This is a genomic window from Seonamhaeicola aphaedonensis (assembly GCF_003386195.1).
Classification (GTDB): Bacteria; Bacteroidota; Bacteroidia; order Flavobacteriales; family Flavobacteriaceae; genus Seonamhaeicola; species Seonamhaeicola aphaedonensis.
This window is the reverse complement of record NZ_QRDX01000005.1, coordinates 1-16637: the sequence shown is the minus strand read 5'-3', so window position 1 is coordinate 16637 and position 16637 is coordinate 1. Positions and strand designations below refer to the sequence as shown.

General features: G+C 35.3%; 8 protein-coding genes. All 8 read right to left on the bottom strand.

The annotated features are described in order from the left end of the window. Positions 1 to 3: 3 nt before the first annotated feature. The 8 genes from DFQ02_RS09270 to DFQ02_RS09235 all read right to left on the bottom strand — a co-directional run bounded on the left by DFQ02_RS09270 (position 4) and on the right by DFQ02_RS09235 (position 16441). Positions 4 to 2265, bottom strand: a complete 2262-nt coding sequence (locus DFQ02_RS09270; protein WP_116524155.1) for a glycoside hydrolase family 3 N-terminal domain-containing protein — start codon at positions 2263 to 2265, stop codon at positions 4 to 6. A 23-nt stretch (positions 2266 to 2288) separates the two neighbouring features. Then, the gene (locus DFQ02_RS09265) at positions 2289 to 3638 is read right to left on the bottom strand and encodes a family 43 glycosylhydrolase (protein ID WP_245940246.1); all 1350 of its coding nucleotides are present in this window, start codon (positions 3636 to 3638) and stop codon (positions 2289 to 2291) included. Between the two features lie 4 nt (positions 3639 to 3642). After that, entirely contained in the window at positions 3643 to 4614 is a 972-nt protein-coding gene (locus tag DFQ02_RS09260) for a Gfo/Idh/MocA family protein (RefSeq protein ID WP_116524154.1), read from the bottom strand. 182 nt (positions 4615 to 4796) lie between these two features. Beyond that, on the bottom strand, positions 4797 to 6650 hold the full coding sequence (locus DFQ02_RS09255) for a DUF5060 domain-containing protein (RefSeq protein WP_116524153.1): 1854 nt from the start codon (positions 6648 to 6650) through the stop codon (positions 4797 to 4799). A gap of 7 nt (positions 6651 to 6657) precedes the next feature. Continuing rightward, positions 6658 to 10173: an alpha-L-rhamnosidase-related protein gene (locus DFQ02_RS09250; RefSeq protein WP_116524152.1), complete on the bottom strand. Its 3516-nt coding sequence runs from the start codon at positions 10171 to 10173 to the stop codon at positions 6658 to 6660. 398 nt (positions 10174 to 10571) lie between these two features. After that, positions 10572 to 11621 (bottom strand): DUF5627 domain-containing protein, encoded by a 1050-nt coding sequence (locus tag DFQ02_RS09245; RefSeq protein ID WP_116524151.1) that lies wholly within the window; start codon positions 11619 to 11621, stop codon positions 10572 to 10574. 34 nt (positions 11622 to 11655) lie between these two features. Continuing rightward, on the bottom strand, positions 11656 to 13371 hold the full coding sequence (locus tag DFQ02_RS09240; RefSeq protein WP_116524150.1) for a RagB/SusD family nutrient uptake outer membrane protein: 1716 nt from the start codon (positions 13369 to 13371) through the stop codon (positions 11656 to 11658). Positions 13372 to 13396: 25 nt separating this feature from the next. Beyond that, positions 13397 to 16441 (bottom strand): SusC/RagA family TonB-linked outer membrane protein, encoded by a 3045-nt coding sequence (locus DFQ02_RS09235; protein ID WP_181896384.1) that lies wholly within the window; start codon positions 16439 to 16441, stop codon positions 13397 to 13399. Between the last annotated feature and the right edge of the window lie 196 nt (positions 16442 to 16637).

The window sequence follows — 16637 nt, the reverse complement described above, 5'->3', positions numbered from 1 at the left end:
TATTTATTTTTTTAGTTTAAATGTAGTTTCTAAATAATCTTTCGAAGAAGTTCCTACCATAACCGTATAATCTCCTGCTTCTAAAACTTTTTCCATTGAAATGCCTGTAAATTCTAACATTTTTGGTGTTATCGTGAATGAAACGGTTTTACTTTCTCCTGCGTCGAGTTCTATTTTCTCAAAGCCTTTTAACTCTTTATCTGGACGAGTAACCGAACCTATCTCATCTTTAATATACATTTGAACTACTTCCTTGGCTTTAACATCGCTTGTATTTGTAACTGTTACGCTCACTTCTAATTCAGTATCTGGTGTCATTTCAGAATTTGAAATTTTAATATCAGAATATTTAAAATTGGCATAGCTTAAACCATGACCAAACGGATATAATGGTCCTTTACCAAGGAATAAGTATTCCTTCTTATAATTGATTTCCTTCATACTATAATGAAAAGGCAATTGCCCTATAGATCTTGGAATGGTTACAGGCGATTTACCCGAAGGCGACACTTCTCCAAAAATAATTCTGGCGGTTGATTCATCACCAAATTCACTTAAATCCCAAGTGTCTAAAATAGCATCAGCTTGTTTTGCAATGGTATTAATAGACAACGTTCTTCTATGTTTTAGTACTACAATAACAGGTTTACCTAATGCTTTTACACGCTCTACTAATTCATCCTGTGGACCTACAGGATCTATAGTTGCTCTATCACCTAAAGCATGATTAAAGAAGGCTTCTTTTGATGTAAACTCATCACCTCCTAAAAATAAAACAACAACGTCGGAACTTCTAGCAATGTTTATCAATTTATCTAAAGCTTTACCATCTCTTTCCAACAATTTAGGTTCTCCACCTTTTTCATCTGTTAAATGGAATCCCTTTTCTGTAATAAATTTAATATTATCATCTACTACAGATTCAAACATCTCTTGAGTATTCTCTTTAACAAGTGGCCCTAACAGTGCAACTTTGGTGGATTTGTTTGGGTTAAGTGGTAATGTATTGTTTTCGTTTTTAAGAAGTATTATCGACTCTAAATCTGATTCTTTTGCTAATTCTAAAGACGCTTCTGCTCTATTACCTTTTTTAACTGCCTCAATATCTATATAAGGATTATCGAACAAGCCTAGAATAAATTTTGTTCTTAAAACACGTCTTACAGATCTATCAATTAACTTTTCCAATTCCGGGTTTTTCTTAACCATTTCTGGAAGATAGGCATACGAATCCTCAGCATATAAATCGATATCAATACCTGCTTCTAAGCCCATTCTCGCAGCATCTTCTGGAGTTTCTGCTACATTCATAAAATAATGAAGACGAGCAATGTCATTAGAGTCTGAAACCACATAACCTTCAAAGCCCCATTGGTCTCTTAAAACACCTGTGAGCAACTCTGGATTACCGTGAGAGGCCACACCGTTGATATCACCATGAGATGCCATAATCCCCAGAGTGTTAGCTTCTTTAACAGCCGCTTCAAACGGCGGATATATTTCATCAATTAACGTTCTTGGCGAAATTTCGATAGCAGCAAAGTTAGACCCCCCAAGTACTTGCCCATAAGCAGCAAAGTGTTTTGCCACCGCACCAATATGGGTACCGTTACCCAACCCTTCGTAATTACCTTGCACTCCAATAATGGCATTTTTAACCATTTGGGTGGTTAGATAGGTGTCTTCACCAAAAGCCTCACTCATACGTCCAAATCTTGGATCGCGCACTAAATCCGCTTCAGGTGAATGGCACATGTGCATGCCTCGTAAACGTGCTTCTCTTCCTACCACATCCCATTGTCTTTGAACAAGCTCTGGATTGAAAGATGCCGCCGATGTCATTGGCCTCCCAAATTTAGTGCAACCTTCAGCATCTACACCATTATACGATTCGGTTACAAATAACGCAGGAATACCCCATCGGTTATTTTCTATAATGTACTTTTGTAGTTTATTATTGAACTTTGCCGCAGAAACCGCATCAATATGTTCGCCTGGATTTTTAATCCCTGCAATGCCTAGTTTTAATTTTTCAACGACTTTATCGGAAAGTTTAAGACTCCCATCTTCATTATGCTTAGCGCCAATATTGGCGTGAAAAATTCGCATTTGAGCCACTTTTTCCTCAAGTGATAACTTTGGAAGAAGAGCTTCCACTCTTTCGTCTATAGATAATGAAGCATCTTTGTAATCTTTGGGATTAGAATCTCCCTTATCACAAGAAGCAAAAATTGATAGTAGTGCTACAAAAAATAATTTTCTCATTAGTATTGAATGTTTGTATAGTTTTAATTTTTGAATTTGAATCTATTAAGTGATAAAGAAGCATCTGCCTTAAACACAAAACATAATGATGTTTTATCCTGCAAACCATTTACAGCAAATTGTCTTTTTTGAAAGGTATAAATATCATTTTTAGGTATTTCTAGGATTGCTAATAATTTACCATCCGCATTAGAATCTCTTAATTCAATTTTACTAGCCTCGCTTGATAAAACTTCTAACTCCAACACTGTTTTATCATCCAACCCTTTCACATTAGGGTAAATCACATAACTGTTATCTTTTAATGGTTGAATAGAAAATCCTCCTAATGTATTTTCCACTTTTTTGATGCCTTCGGCTTTAAAATAATCTTCGGCTTCAATACTATTATTGGCATTATAATTTCCCACACCAACGCCATCAACTCTTATAATTGCCATTTCTCCGTTGTCTTTGTAATGCACATAACTTATAAAGCTATCTCGAAAATAACGATTTCCTGTTTGGCTAACATCACAATATATAAAATACCATTGGTTGTGCCACTCAAAAAAGGACCCATGACGCCCTTGTAAAAAACCATTTGGCCATGTTGGAGTATCAAAGCCTACGGCAAAACTCTCTTCTTTTATAACTGTGTCTTTGTAATCATAAGGCCCATATACATTATCTGCCATGGCATAGAAACAACCCCAAGACAAGTAATACTTTCCGTTATATTTATGCACAAAAGGCTTATCGTCTGTTGGCATTTTTTTGTTTTCGCCGTATGGATTATAGGGTCCTCGTGGATTTTTAATTTCAATTTTCTTTGGTGATTCTGCTAAACTTATCATGTCATCATTAAGTTTAGCTATATAATAATCCCATACACCAAATATGATATAATGTTCACCATTGTCTTCAAAAATGGCCATATCGTATTCATGAGTAGGTGTTAAATCTGAGGACAATAGTGGTTTACCTAAAACATCCTTCCAAGGGCCTACTGGTGTTTCTCCAACTACCACCCCTGTTTGTTCGTTCCCTTCGGAAAAATAAAAATAATAGTTCCCATTTCTATAGGCCGCATCTGTAGCCCAACATCTTGAAAATTCTTTTCCAATATAGGTATCTTTAGGACTTAAAATACTGCGTTTGGTCCAATTCACCAAATCCGGTGAGGACCACACCCACCAATCTTCCATGATAAACTTATCGTTTTTAATGGATTTGTCATGTGAAGCATACACGTAAGCGGTATCGTTGAAAATATGAATATGCGGATCGTTTAACCCGACGTTTGGGACTATTGGATTTTGCGAGCATACGGATGTTACAACCAATAACATTGCACCTATAATTCCATTTGTTATTTTAAAAACTCTAGTCATGATCTTATTCAATTCCGCAAAAGGTATCCATAATTTTAGTCACCACTGCCGCTTCTTCTACCGAACATGGGTTTTCATTTTGTCCTAGAAAATAACCTACCACTTGTTCTATCATAGGTTGTTGCACATGTTTTGGATTTTCAAAATTGAAAGTTTCCGTTTTATTATCGGTTTCAACTCTTATTTCATCGCTATAAAAAGAAAATGTTATGGCACCCTTTTCCCCTTTTATTACACACCTGTCGCTATCTGCCTCAGCTGCAAAATTCCAACTTCCTTTAAAATGTACACCATTTTCAAATTGAACTTCACCAATAACCCAGTCCATCGGATTCGTATCTTCGGGAACACTCCCCTTAGTAATCTTAGAAACAGCTCCAAAATAATGATACATTAAATCTATTTGATGTGGTGCTATATCATGAAAATAACCACCACCCGAAATTTCTGGATTAAGTCTCCAATTTTCATCAGTTTTAGCTATTAAATTGGCGTTTTGAGATTGTGCAATATCAATTTCTACCGAAGATATTTTACCAATTACATTGGCATCTAACAATTCTTTAACTTTAATAAATAAAGGTAAATTTCTACGATAATGCGCCACCGTAACTTTTACATTACTATCTTTTAAAACCTTCAAAAGCTCATCAGCTTCTTTACTATTGAGTACCATAGGTTTTTCTAAATAGACATTTTTACCTGCTTGAATAGCTTGTTTTGTATAGCTTAAATGTGAAGCAGGTGGCGTTGCAATGTAAACTGCATTTACTCTTTTATCATTAATTAATTCTAAAGCACTGGTTGTATAATTTGGCACCTGATGTCTTTTCGCAAAGTCTTTTACCTTTTCTTCATTCCTTCTCATAACGGCGACTAAGGAAGAACCTTTTAGCTTCTGAAAAGCAGGACCACTTTTAACTTCGGCAACATCGCCACAACCAATAATTCCCCAATTGATAATGCTCGAATTCATGTATTTTATCTAGATGAAATTTAAAAGCTAAAGATAATTTAGGGCACACCAAAACCCGTCCTGTACTGTTATGTTATTACCAAAGAAAACTGACTAAATAAAGCCATACCTATAAAGCGTTTTCTTTTTTAAGCTTCATTCATCAATATTGGTTCATTGCGAATGAAGTAAACACTTCTTATCTAAATCTTTTGAATCAGAATAATCCAATCCTTTTCGGGTGAAGATGGCGGAGCTCCTAATTCTGCATTACCCGTTGCAATTACTGAAGTATTCGAACCTTCTTGAAGCGAGCCTCCATTTCTGGGGTCAAACCATTTTATATCGAACGTTTTTCCTGAATTCCCTAAATCTAATGTTGCCTTATCTGCATTAGCTTCAACATAAATTGCGTAAACTTCATCCATTTTTGCAAAACAATAAGCTATGGCTTCACTTGTAATCAAATCATCTTTAGGTTCCATATCCCAAAATGGGATATAGTTGTTGAAAAAATCTAAAGCATGTTTATTTTGATCCCAAAATAAATCACGGCTTCTAAAATCTTGACACGTTAAATCAGAATTTGGACTGGCATAGCCAAAATACCACTCAACACCATATCCACCAGCCATCAGTGTTCCGTACATGGCTCTGCCTCTCGCATAATTGTGCTCTGGGTCTTCATCGTCTGGTAACAGTGCAATATTAGCTTTCCCTGGTTCATCAACTGCTAACGCCCATTTTCTCCCTGTGGCGTTTGATTTGTTTCGCCATTTTAAAACTCTTGGATGAACATCAATAAATTCTGGATGACTTAACTGGAGAGATGCTCCTGTTAATGGGGATTTATCGCCAACAAAATCATGGTATCTATCGTCTTTATTAGGGAACGTATGCAACACTAAATGACTCTTATACGCATCTAATTTTGAAACATAATTAGCTACTTTCAATACTTCCTCTGTAGGTTGATTATTCTCTTCACCTAAATTCCAGTTCATGGACAAATGATGCCCGAAACGTGCAATAAGTTCACGATAATATAATTTACCCTCTGTACCAAACACACCTTTGTCCATTAAATGATCTGTTTCGGTTTCGTGGGTTTTAAAATGTAAAAACATGCCTTTAGTTTCGGCATATTCAAAAACACGCTCCCATTGATCCAATTTCGACACATCGAAACGGGTTTTATGAAACATGGTTTCCCAGGCTTCTTTATTTTTCTTTACACTGGCATACCTTTCATAGTCTTCAATAGGCACTTTCAAAAGGTGCGGAAAGATATTTCTATCATCACCATCTACATTAAAGGTTAAAAATGAAAACACATTTAACTCTTCACTTGCCAAATAATTAATAGCGCCTAGTAGGTTTTTACCTTTAGTTTCTTGCCATATATAAGGTGTTGCACTTTCTTCAAAATCTTTGGCATGTGGTTCCCAAGCCTTTTGAAATCCGAGTGCATTTGTAGATACATCAAAATCTGTGTAAGCCAATAAATTCTCAGGCGCATCCACGCCTAATTTAATAAAATACTTTTGGCTGTCTGCAAATTTTAAATAGGATTCCCCAACATATTCCAGTTTACCCTTTGCTCTATTATCTATACCAGTTTTATCAGATTCTGCAATCACAAAACTTCCTGTTTGCCCATCCATAAAACCAGCGCTGGAGGCATTAGTAATATCTTCAGTTATGGCAACATTTTCGCCTTCTTTGAAAGAAACTGCATACGTCCATTCTCCTGTAATATTTGGTATAAATCTAACTTGCCAGATATTACCAGTATCGCTACTGGTATCAGCTGCATTGCCATCGGTAGCATAAAATCCGGGAATTACGAAAGTTTCTTCCCCATTGTTGAAAGTAACATCCAAACGGTAGTTTAAAAATGGATTGTTCTCATCCATCTCACTAGTTTGAGGACCTTCAAAATTTAGGGTAACTCTATGCCATTTTTTTAATTCCCCATCAATGTTTACTTCTTTATAATTTTCACAAGAAAATAAGACTAAAACAGCACATACAATTATGAAAAAACGTTTTGCCATTACTTAATTAAAACGAATTGATTTTAAGCTGAATCGTATGTTTACCTGGTGACAATCTAATATATTCAAAAGCAGAAGGCACTTTCTCTCCATTGTGAATTAAATCTTTTCCATTTAAATCATTCAACGTAAATTCAGCCACCATATTACCTGGAATTTCAATTTCATAAGTTTGTAATCTGGCACCGTTGTACTTGTAACTCGCTTTTATGGGTCCTCTAACTGTTGGGACTGTTATCTCACTAGATTTCAATTTACTCATTTGTGGTTTAATAGTCGCTATACCAAAACCAGCTGTTTTTGGTTTTATACCCCATAATCCTCTAGGTATCGCGTTTGCAGGTACTGCGCCCCAAGCGTGATTCCAATCCTGATTATTTTTAAATCTTAACGCCCATGCTTCCCAAGTAATTGTTGATCCTCCACGAATCATGTTGTACCAACTTCTTTCTTCTGTACTTGCTAATAATTTTAAAGCATAATCTGCTTCACCTGCATTATATAAGCCATCCATCAAGAATTGAGAGCCATAGACACTACAAGCCATACCTCTAGATTTCACAAACGCTACTACAGAATCAAAATATTCTTCAGGAACTAATCCAAATGCTAAAGGCATCATATTGGCGTGTAGTGATGAATGGTCGGTACCAATCCCATCTACATAAACACCGCGTTCTTTATCAAACATTTGTTCGTTAACCGCCTTTTTAGCTTTAGCGGCTCTATATTCAAAATCTAAAGCTTCTTGCGTTTTACCTAAAATTTTAGCAAAATCCGCCATAATTTTCATGTTTTCGTAGAAAAATGCGTTTATAACCGTGCTATATGGCTTAAACACAAATCCATCACGTTCACCTTTGTTATTTGGGTCTCCTCCCCAACCTGCGGATGGCCAATCTACAATATCAGTTAAAGGTTTATGATAACCAGGTTTAAAACCAAGTTTATACATAAAAGCCTCGTCTACTTTTGTAGAGGTAATCAATCCATCTTCATTTGATAACTCATAAAGTGTTTTATGCTTTAATGGCTCATAATAACGCTCTATAAGCTCGGTATTACCAGTATACATATAGTCTGCATATAATAATAATGCTACATGTTGCTGCCACTCTGTTGGCCATGTGGGATGCTCCATAAAATACTCGATAGTACGTCTTGCCATAGCGTATTCTCTGTCTGTAGTATAATGACTTAATTGGTTTAAGTAAGCATCTGCTTCATAAGGAATACGTTCTCTATCGCCATCAACGTACAAACCGTTGAAAGTTGTAGCTTTAATCGAGTATTTACATAAATCCCAAACCTGATTTAAAATATCGTTATCACTTTCAAAACTACTAGCATCTTCGTTCCAATAGCTAAAATGTGCTAGTTGCTCAAAATCATCTGAATTTAAAGGCTCTTGCGCCCCTTCTACTTCAGCATATCTAAACGGCATTAATACAGGAAAACCTTTAGGCAATGCAATAGCTTTATTAGGAAGTGTATTTCGTGTATCGGGCAAAATTTGAATTTGATATTCGGTCTTACCAGGCACAACGTTAACGAGTACTTCTTGATATCGAATATGGCTTTTGGCTGGTGGGGTTCTGTTTATATTACCATTATTATCCAGCATTTCACCAATTCTTATTTTAAGCGTATGTGCTGTTTTGGCATTATAAGTGTAATTAATCGTTGCAAAGGCTGCTTTTCCAAAATCCATAAAATACACATCACCGCGTTTCTCAAACTTGGCTGGTTTTATCTTTTCAATGTTATATTTATTCTCTGTTGAAATGATATAACTATCGCTTTTACCTGTGGTGAATTTTTGAGCTTCAGAATAATCTACTACTCTGTTTTCTTGCTCCCAAATTCTAACTTTCCAATAGTAGCTTTTACCAATTTCTAGAGGACTACCTTCATACTCAACATCTGTTGATTTTGTGGAGGCTACTCTTCCACTATCCCAAACATCGCCATTATTGTTATTAATATTCTTTAGGCTTGATGCCACCAATATTTGGTAAGCCCCTTGGAATTTAGAACCTAAAGGTACCGTCCATCCAAACTCAGGCTTTAAATCGAAAATTTCTACATCAGACTGTGGTTCTCTAATTAATTCAACTGTTAAATCTGTTGGTGCAGCACGGTATTCATCACTGTTTTTCTTAATAAGTTTATCAAGTTTAGCTCTTAACTTATCGGCTACAGCTTTGTATTTTTTCTTACCTATTAAATTTTTAACCTCTTGTGGGTCTTTCTCTAAATCGTATAACTCTTCTAAAGATTTATCGTTTACATATCTGAAATACTTCCATTTTTTTGTACGCACCCCTTCACTTGGTGGAATAGGTTCAAAATCCCAAAGATGCTCAATGAGTATAGTATCTCTATCAATACTATTAGTTTCTTGTTTAACTATAGGCATTAAACTTTTTCCTTGCCAAGTATCAGGCGCTTTTACTCCAGCTATATCAGCAATGGTTTGTGGCACATCAATGTTGAGTACCATGTCTTTAATATCTTGATGTTTATCTACTCTAGGATCAAAAACAATTAATGGTACACGAACGGAATTATCGTACATTAACCATTTCCCAGCAAATTGGCGCTCTCCCAAGAAATAACCATTATCTCCCATTAAGATAATCACCGTATTTTTATCTATACCCTTTGATTTAAGTTTTTCTCGAATTTTTTTGATTTCTAAATCAATTCCAGAAATCATTCTATAATACCCTTTTAAACTATGCTGATATTTTTCTGGAGTGTCATACCGCCAAGTCCAACGTAATCTATTAAAACCATCTCTTACCATTTTAGGTTGCGCTAGGAAATATTTATCATCGCCTAGTGCTGGTTCTGGAATGGTAGTATCTTGAAGAAGCCCATTAGTGGTATTTTGCCAAAAGTACTGCTCTGGGGCACCATCATGGGCATGTGGAGCACTAAAACTTAGGGATAAACAAAACGGTTTTTCATTGGTAGCATTTTTATCTATAAAATCTAATGCTTGTTGCCCTGTATATCTTGTTAAATGTACCGTGTCATTGTCTATAGTTTTGTAATAATACCCTCTTCGGTCTTTAAAACGATTGTTTCTATCATACTCATCATATTCATCAAATTGTTTCTCTAAACCGTTATAGCGCACACCATACTTACCAAAAAAACCTGTGTAATAGCCATTATTCTTTAGCAAGGTTGGATATGAATTTGCCATATATTCCTCCCTAATGTTACCCGTTTGGAAATTGTAGTTATGTGTACGTTCATGTAATCCCGTAAAAATACTCGCTCTACTAGCTGCACAAATTGGTGTAGTAACAATGGCCGTATGAAAATAGGTTCCTGATTTTGCTAAATTATCCATTTCAGGAGTCTCAACAAATTGGTTACCTGCATAGCCAATGGCATCAAAACGCTGATCGTCTGTAAGAATAAAAATAATATTTGGTTTTTCTTGAGCAATTCCAACATTTAAGCTAACAATTGCTAATATTAGTCCGAAGAATAAATTGGTTTTAGACATTAAATTATTATTAACGGTTAAAAATTTTAATAGTGTATAAAACTAATTTATTTCTAAGCTTGCTTTATCCTGCACTATCCTGAATAAGATAGGTATTTAAACAAAAAAAACTCTCCATGATGAAATATTCCTATCATGGAGAGCAGTGACTAACTCAAATAATATTACTTACTCTAAAAATTTAAACTCGAATACAATACAAAAATAAAGCACTATAGAGTTTAATCTATCCTGTAGTATCCTGAATATGAAAAAAATAGCAAAAAATCTTAATATATTCAAGAATTTGACACACTACTTTTAGTTAACTTTATTCAAATTCTACTAAACCAAAAAGCGAGGCTAATGCCTCGCTTTTTGGTTTAGTTATAAACTAAGTATAATTTGATGATAAATCATTAATTCGTAGTAAGTTCTATGACAAACTGCTCAAACTTCACATTTCTATTTCTAATTACTAACGTATCTTTAACTGCATGTGTTTCATTATTTGCCGCATCAGTATAAGAATAATCTAAATAGATTACATCACGTGGCTCACCGCCAAAAGCATCACCATCTTCAACAAATTGACCTGATCCAGAAACATTATATAAGTCGCCATCAGCGCTAGTTACTATACATGTATCATCACCATTAAATTGTAATTCTATATTAACATCTCCTGGGCTATTAAGTTCTCCTCTACGTACACGATTTGAGTAGCTTACATTAGATCTCCCAGTTGTCATTAACTCAGTCAACTCATCGTCTACCACAAATTCTGCTCTATACTCTGAAGTAGTCACCTCACCAGAACCATTTGTCATAACATCTGCTCCTCGGCGTAAATATATTCCTTGATATTTATTCATAAATTTTATACCAAAAAGTGTGTAATCCTTAGGAGGTGGATTCCAATTATCATCTAATATTTTAATAGGATTACTTACAATAGGCACACCTGTTAATAGAGAATCTAATTCTTCATAATCTGTTATTCTTAAAGGAATCACGTAATGTGTTTCACCTTCTTCAGCAAAAGCTAAAGGATCATCAAAAAAGGCATCTTCTAACTGAATAGGAATGCGTCCGTTTACAGAACCTGCAGGAATGGTCACAGGACTTGTTTGTTCTATAGTATAATAAGAAGACGGTAAAGCTTGAACATTTACAGAATCGACACCTAACAAATTGGCATCTATCAATTCTGGTGCTAATTCAAAAAACACCCTTCTATCTCTCTTATTCTCAAAAACTCCAGACATCACAACACCAATTTCAAATCTACCATTGTTGTCGTTATCGTTAAATCCCAAGTCGTAGTTACCCTGAACTAATGTTCTAGCAGGTCTTTGATATGGAAAATAGACTGAGGTAGAGTCAAAATCTCTAACTGCAAATTCTTGATTTTCACAAGCCAGAATACTTAAAAGCATTGCGAAAACTATAACTAATTTTATTTTCATGTTAAATATGTTTTAATTCTTTTAAATTATGCTTTTACCATCCAGCATTTTGCTCTATTTCTGGAAACTTCAAAACTTCATCATTAGGGATTGGCATGTATAATGAAGGATAATCTCTATCCTCTACAGAGGGAATGCTAATATAATCACTTCCATTAAAGAAATAACCAGCAGCTGGTTCATTTAAAGATAAGCCCCATCGTCTTAAATCCCAAAATCTATGTCCCTCAAAACTAAGCTCTATACGACGCTCATTTCTAATAAGATTACGCATAGCTTCTTTTGATGTAATAGAGGCTAGGTAATTATCTGGCTGGTCAAGTCCAGCTCTTTCTCTTATAGCTGCAATAACATCTCGAGCAGACATACCATTTATTTGCTGGTCTGGTCCACCAACTTCGTTAGCCGCTTCAGCAAATATTAGGAATAATTCTGTATATCTGAAATAAACATCATAGTGTCTTTGACCAACAGCTGTACCATCATCATTCAATCTTACTCCAGGATGTAATGTTTTTTTAAGATAATAACCTGTTTTAGTTGAGAACTCAGGAATAGAATCTAATCTATCAATGCCTCCTCCAACACCAGTATTAATATTACCTCCTCCAAAAGAGCTTCCATTAAGCACCACAAACTCAGCTAATCTTGGATCTCTATCAGCATAAGGATCTTGTGGGTCATAACCATTAGCTGCTGTTGCTGGGAATCCGCTTTGCATAGGGAACGCATCTACAAAATTTTGCGTAGGATTGATTTCTCCACTACCATTTACAGAAGGTGGAAACATACGTCTCTCTATGCCTGCACTTGGACTACCTTGTATATTACCTCTCCAAATCATTTCGGCATCATTATCTTCATCATAGGCCTTGTAATAATCAAGACCATTTGCCGCTAAACCAGAAACACCTCCAATTGTATTTAACAATTCACTTGCGAATGAGGCCGCCATAGAGTAATATGACTGATCATTCAAGAATGATGGACTTGCTGCAAAAAGAGCTAAGCGTGCTTTTAGTGCTTTCACAATTCTACCGGAAATTCTCAAGTTGTAGAAAGAACCATTAACAACTTGGTAATTATTAAAATCATATTGTTGATATATTGGATCTACAGCCCCTGGATCATCTGAATAATCTGTAGGCAATAAGGCAAGCGCCGCATCAAAATCGGCCATGATAGCTTGAACCGTTGCCTCAAAAGACAAACGCGGTGTGTTAAAATTACCATCAGACTCTATAAACTCAGTAAAATAAGGGACTCCTAACAATTGCCCAGAAGTACCAAAACCTGCATGTGCCTGTAAAGCGTAAAAATGATGTAACCCTCTCAAAGCAAGTGCCTCACCTTCCATACGCATATAAAACATTTCATTTATCTCTTCGTTTGGAGACCATACAATCTCACCAGCATTGATAATTTCCAAAAATTTGTTTACCCATAATACACTTTCAAAATTATTCCAACGTGAAGCAGGGTTAAACTGAGCATTTAGCTCTGTCGCCATACGCTTAAAATTATCAGAATTTTGGTTACTTACAGCATCATCTGTTGCAGCTTCAATAAATGTAAACTGATCTACCAAACGAGAATAGCCATTCAATAGTATACCTTCAGCAGATGCCGGATCAGAACTCACAAAGTCATAGTCCAATCTGTTTTCATCAATAGGCTCTAAGATGGTATCACAGCTAACTATGCCCGCAAAGACCGATATAATTACTATATATTTTATTAAATTTTTCATTTTATATATCTAATTTTTTATTTTATTAAAATGACATTCTTATACCAAGCGTATATGATCTAGCCTGAGGCCCACTACCAACGTTTAACTGACGGATTCTTCTGTTTTCAGCTACTTCAATTAAGTTAGTTCCTTGTAAATTCAAACTAAAATCTTGAACACCAATTTTATCACATAGCGCATCGGTAAACTCATACGTTAACTGTGCACGATTAATTCTGAAAAAACTGTTATCGTATAACCAGAACGTTGATGTTCTAAAGTTATTTTGATTATCTCCAGATGATAATCTTGGGAATGTTGCTGTATTAGCTGTTTGTGGAGTCCAACGTCCTAATACCTCTTCAGAGTATTTATCGGTTCCATTTGGGCTAAAGTAATTGCTAAAACCAGTTAACTTGTTAGCATCTCCTCCAGTTTGCCCAGTCCCTAAGACAAACAAATTAAATCTTTTATATTTTAAATTAAGATTAACACCATAGGTCCATGGACTAGCTGACTGACCTATAGCAATTTGATCATCTTGGTCTATAATGTCATCACCATTTTGATCGGCATACCTAATGTCTCCAGGTTGAACCGTTGCAAAGTTTGGTACAGGTAATCCACTATTTAAAACAAGATTTCCTTCTGTATCCGTTGTAAAATCAGACGGTGTGTAGAACCCTAGATCTTCATATCCAAATATTGAAGATAATTCAAGTCCTTGTCTATTTTGATAAGCAAACTCATTGGTTTCTGATCTTTTTGTAGCTTCCGTTTGACTATACAAAACGTTTGCTCCCAGACCAATTGAAAAGTCATTAAATGTTTTATTAAAATTCAACCCTAATTCAAAACCAGTATACAAATCGGCATTAAAATTATCTCTTGGTCTAAATGTATTGTAGTAAGACGGATATTGATCGGCTAAAAACACTAATTGTTTATCCAATTCTGTTCTAAAATAATTAGCTTCTAACCAAAGTGAGTTCATTAAATAACTTTCAAAACCTACATTTAGGTCTATACGCTCTTCAAATCCCAAATTAGGATTACCTCCTTGGGTTATATCTTGTCTTCTGTTAGAGTATAAACCATCTGCCCAACCAAAAGAAGCACCGTCTCTATAATTTTCTTCGTAAAGATAATAACCTCCAATTCCTCTATCAGAACTAATAATTCCTCCAGAAGCCTTTAACTTTAGGTAGTTTACAAAATTACTATCTTTTAAAAATGATTCCTCACTTAAAATATAACCTAATCCAACTGTTGGTGAAAAACCGCCTCTGTTGCCTTCAGGTAATTTAAGCGAGTGTGCATAAGCTCCAGAAAAATCAACAAATAATTTTTTCTTGAAGTCATAGGTCAATTGAAACCCTAAATGAGAATCTCTATCTGTTTGAACAGTGCCGTCTCTTTTTTCAGAATTATAATACCCTAAAAACGTTGTATTTATAGAGTGATTTTTAGCAAAGGTTTTGTCATAATTTACCAATGCATACATACCAATTCTGGTTACAAATCCATTAGAGGCTACATTTTCAGAAAGGTCTCTTCTATCTTGACCAAAATCTTGTAACCCTGTTATTTTACCATCTTCCCAACCCGTAATTGCATAGGCACGGTATTGATTTGCTATAGATGTGGTATAAGTATCGAAGAAATCAAAACTTATATAGGTTTTTGCAGACAGTCCTTCCGTAATTCTGGAAAGATCAAAATTGATAGCATTATTGAATTGTGTTACACGAAATACTCTGTTTTGATAACCACCAGCTATAGCTCGTGCAACAGGAGCATTTTCTTGAATTTGTTGAGCTGTACCCAATAAATTACCATCAAAAACGTTTGCACCAGCTAATAACGTTGCAAGGTCTGGATTATTTTCTGTATCGAGAAGACTTACAGGAATTAAAGGCGCATAATCAAACGGTAAAAATGTTGTGTTAGCATTTAATAAGTTTGATCTAGAACTTTTATCAGAACTTAAAATAGCTACACCATCAATACTACTGGTAATCCAATCATTAACCTTAAAATCTATATTACCTCTCACGTTAAAACGATTGGTTCCTGCATTGATATCTTCGTTTATATTAATCCAGTCTTCATTATAAAGCCACCCAACATTCACATAATATTGTGATTTGTCATTACCACCTGAAAATTCAGAAATAACATTATGGGTAGTTATAAATGGTTGAATAAAATCATACAAATCAGCATCTGGGTATTCTATAGGATTTAAACCACTTCTTGTATTTTGGATTTGTTCTTGAGGAAACCCAACCACATCTAGGTCTAACCCATCATTAAGAAAAGCTTCATTACGCAATTCCATAAACGTAGCAGCATCTAAGTAATTAGGTAACGCTAAAGGTGTTCTAATACCAGAACGCACATTCACATTAACCTCTTTCTTGTTTATCTTACCTCGCTTTGTATTAATAACAATAACACCATTTTGTCCTTGGCTACCATATAGGGCCACAGCATTGGCATCTTTCAGTACGGTTATTTGCTCCACTTCTTCCATGTTCAACACATTAGGGTCACGACCAAAAACACCGTCAATTACAAAAAGTGCATTGCCTATACCTCTAACATTAGCAGTTCCTCTTACCCCTACCGTTAAACCTGCAATATAATCTCTAACAAACTGGGTATTATCATACGTTAAACGATCTTTAGTGTTTACCGATGACACAGAACCAACCATATCACGTCTATTTCTAGTGGCAACACCCATGTTTATTTCGTCATCTTCTGAAGCCAGAAAGTCTGACTTTACTAGCGTAATATTACCTGCAATTGTAGACAAACTAACAAATTGCGATTCGTAACCTTTTTTCTCAACAACTACGATTTCATCGTTAGGTAATGTTATATTGAAAAGTCCATTGTCGTTAGTAGATGCTCGAGAACCTCCAGGACCGTAAATATTAACTCCGGTTAAAGGGTTTCCTTGTTCATCAACCACGGTTGCCGACAACTCTGTACCTGCAGATTGTGCAGTCACCATGCTAGAAAAGCACAACATGGCGAAACATACAAGGGTGTACAACCTATATAATTTATTTATCTTCATTTTTATTTCTTTAGTATTTTGCATTAGTTAAAACAAATTTAATCAAGTTTTACCACCCTGGGTTTTGTGGGAATCCTTCATAGAACTGTGTTTGGTTTGCTTCAAAAGGCAACCAATAGTGTTTAGGATACTCACAAATGCGCTCTACAATAAGGAACTCTTCAAAGAAGGTCCAATCTTTATCAAAATATAACCC

Bases quoted from the DNA above. Each gene is read 5' to 3' on its own strand.
- DFQ02_RS09270 (WP_116524155.1), bottom strand. From the start codon at position 2,265: ATGAGAAAATTATTTTTTGTAGCACTACTATCAATTTTTGCTTCTTGT.
- DFQ02_RS09265 (WP_245940246.1), bottom strand. From the start codon at position 3,638: ATGACTAGAGTTTTTAAAATAACAAATGGAATTATAGGTGCAATGTTA.
- DFQ02_RS09260 (WP_116524154.1), bottom strand. From the start codon at position 4,614: ATGAATTCGAGCATTATCAATTGGGGAATTATTGGTTGTGGCGATGTT.
- DFQ02_RS09255 (WP_116524153.1), bottom strand. From the start codon at position 6,650: ATGGCAAAACGTTTTTTCATAATTGTATGTGCTGTTTTAGTCTTATTT.
- DFQ02_RS09250 (WP_116524152.1), bottom strand. From the start codon at position 10,173: ATGTCTAAAACCAATTTATTCTTCGGACTAATATTAGCAATTGTTAGC.
- DFQ02_RS09245 (WP_116524151.1), bottom strand. From the start codon at position 11,621: ATGAAAATAAAATTAGTTATAGTTTTCGCAATGCTTTTAAGTATTCTG.
- DFQ02_RS09240 (WP_116524150.1), bottom strand. From the start codon at position 13,371: ATGAAAAATTTAATAAAATATATAGTAATTATATCGGTCTTTGCGGGC.
- DFQ02_RS09235 (WP_181896384.1), bottom strand. From the start codon at position 16,441: ATGAAGATAAATAAATTATATAGGTTGTACACCCTTGTATGTTTCGCC.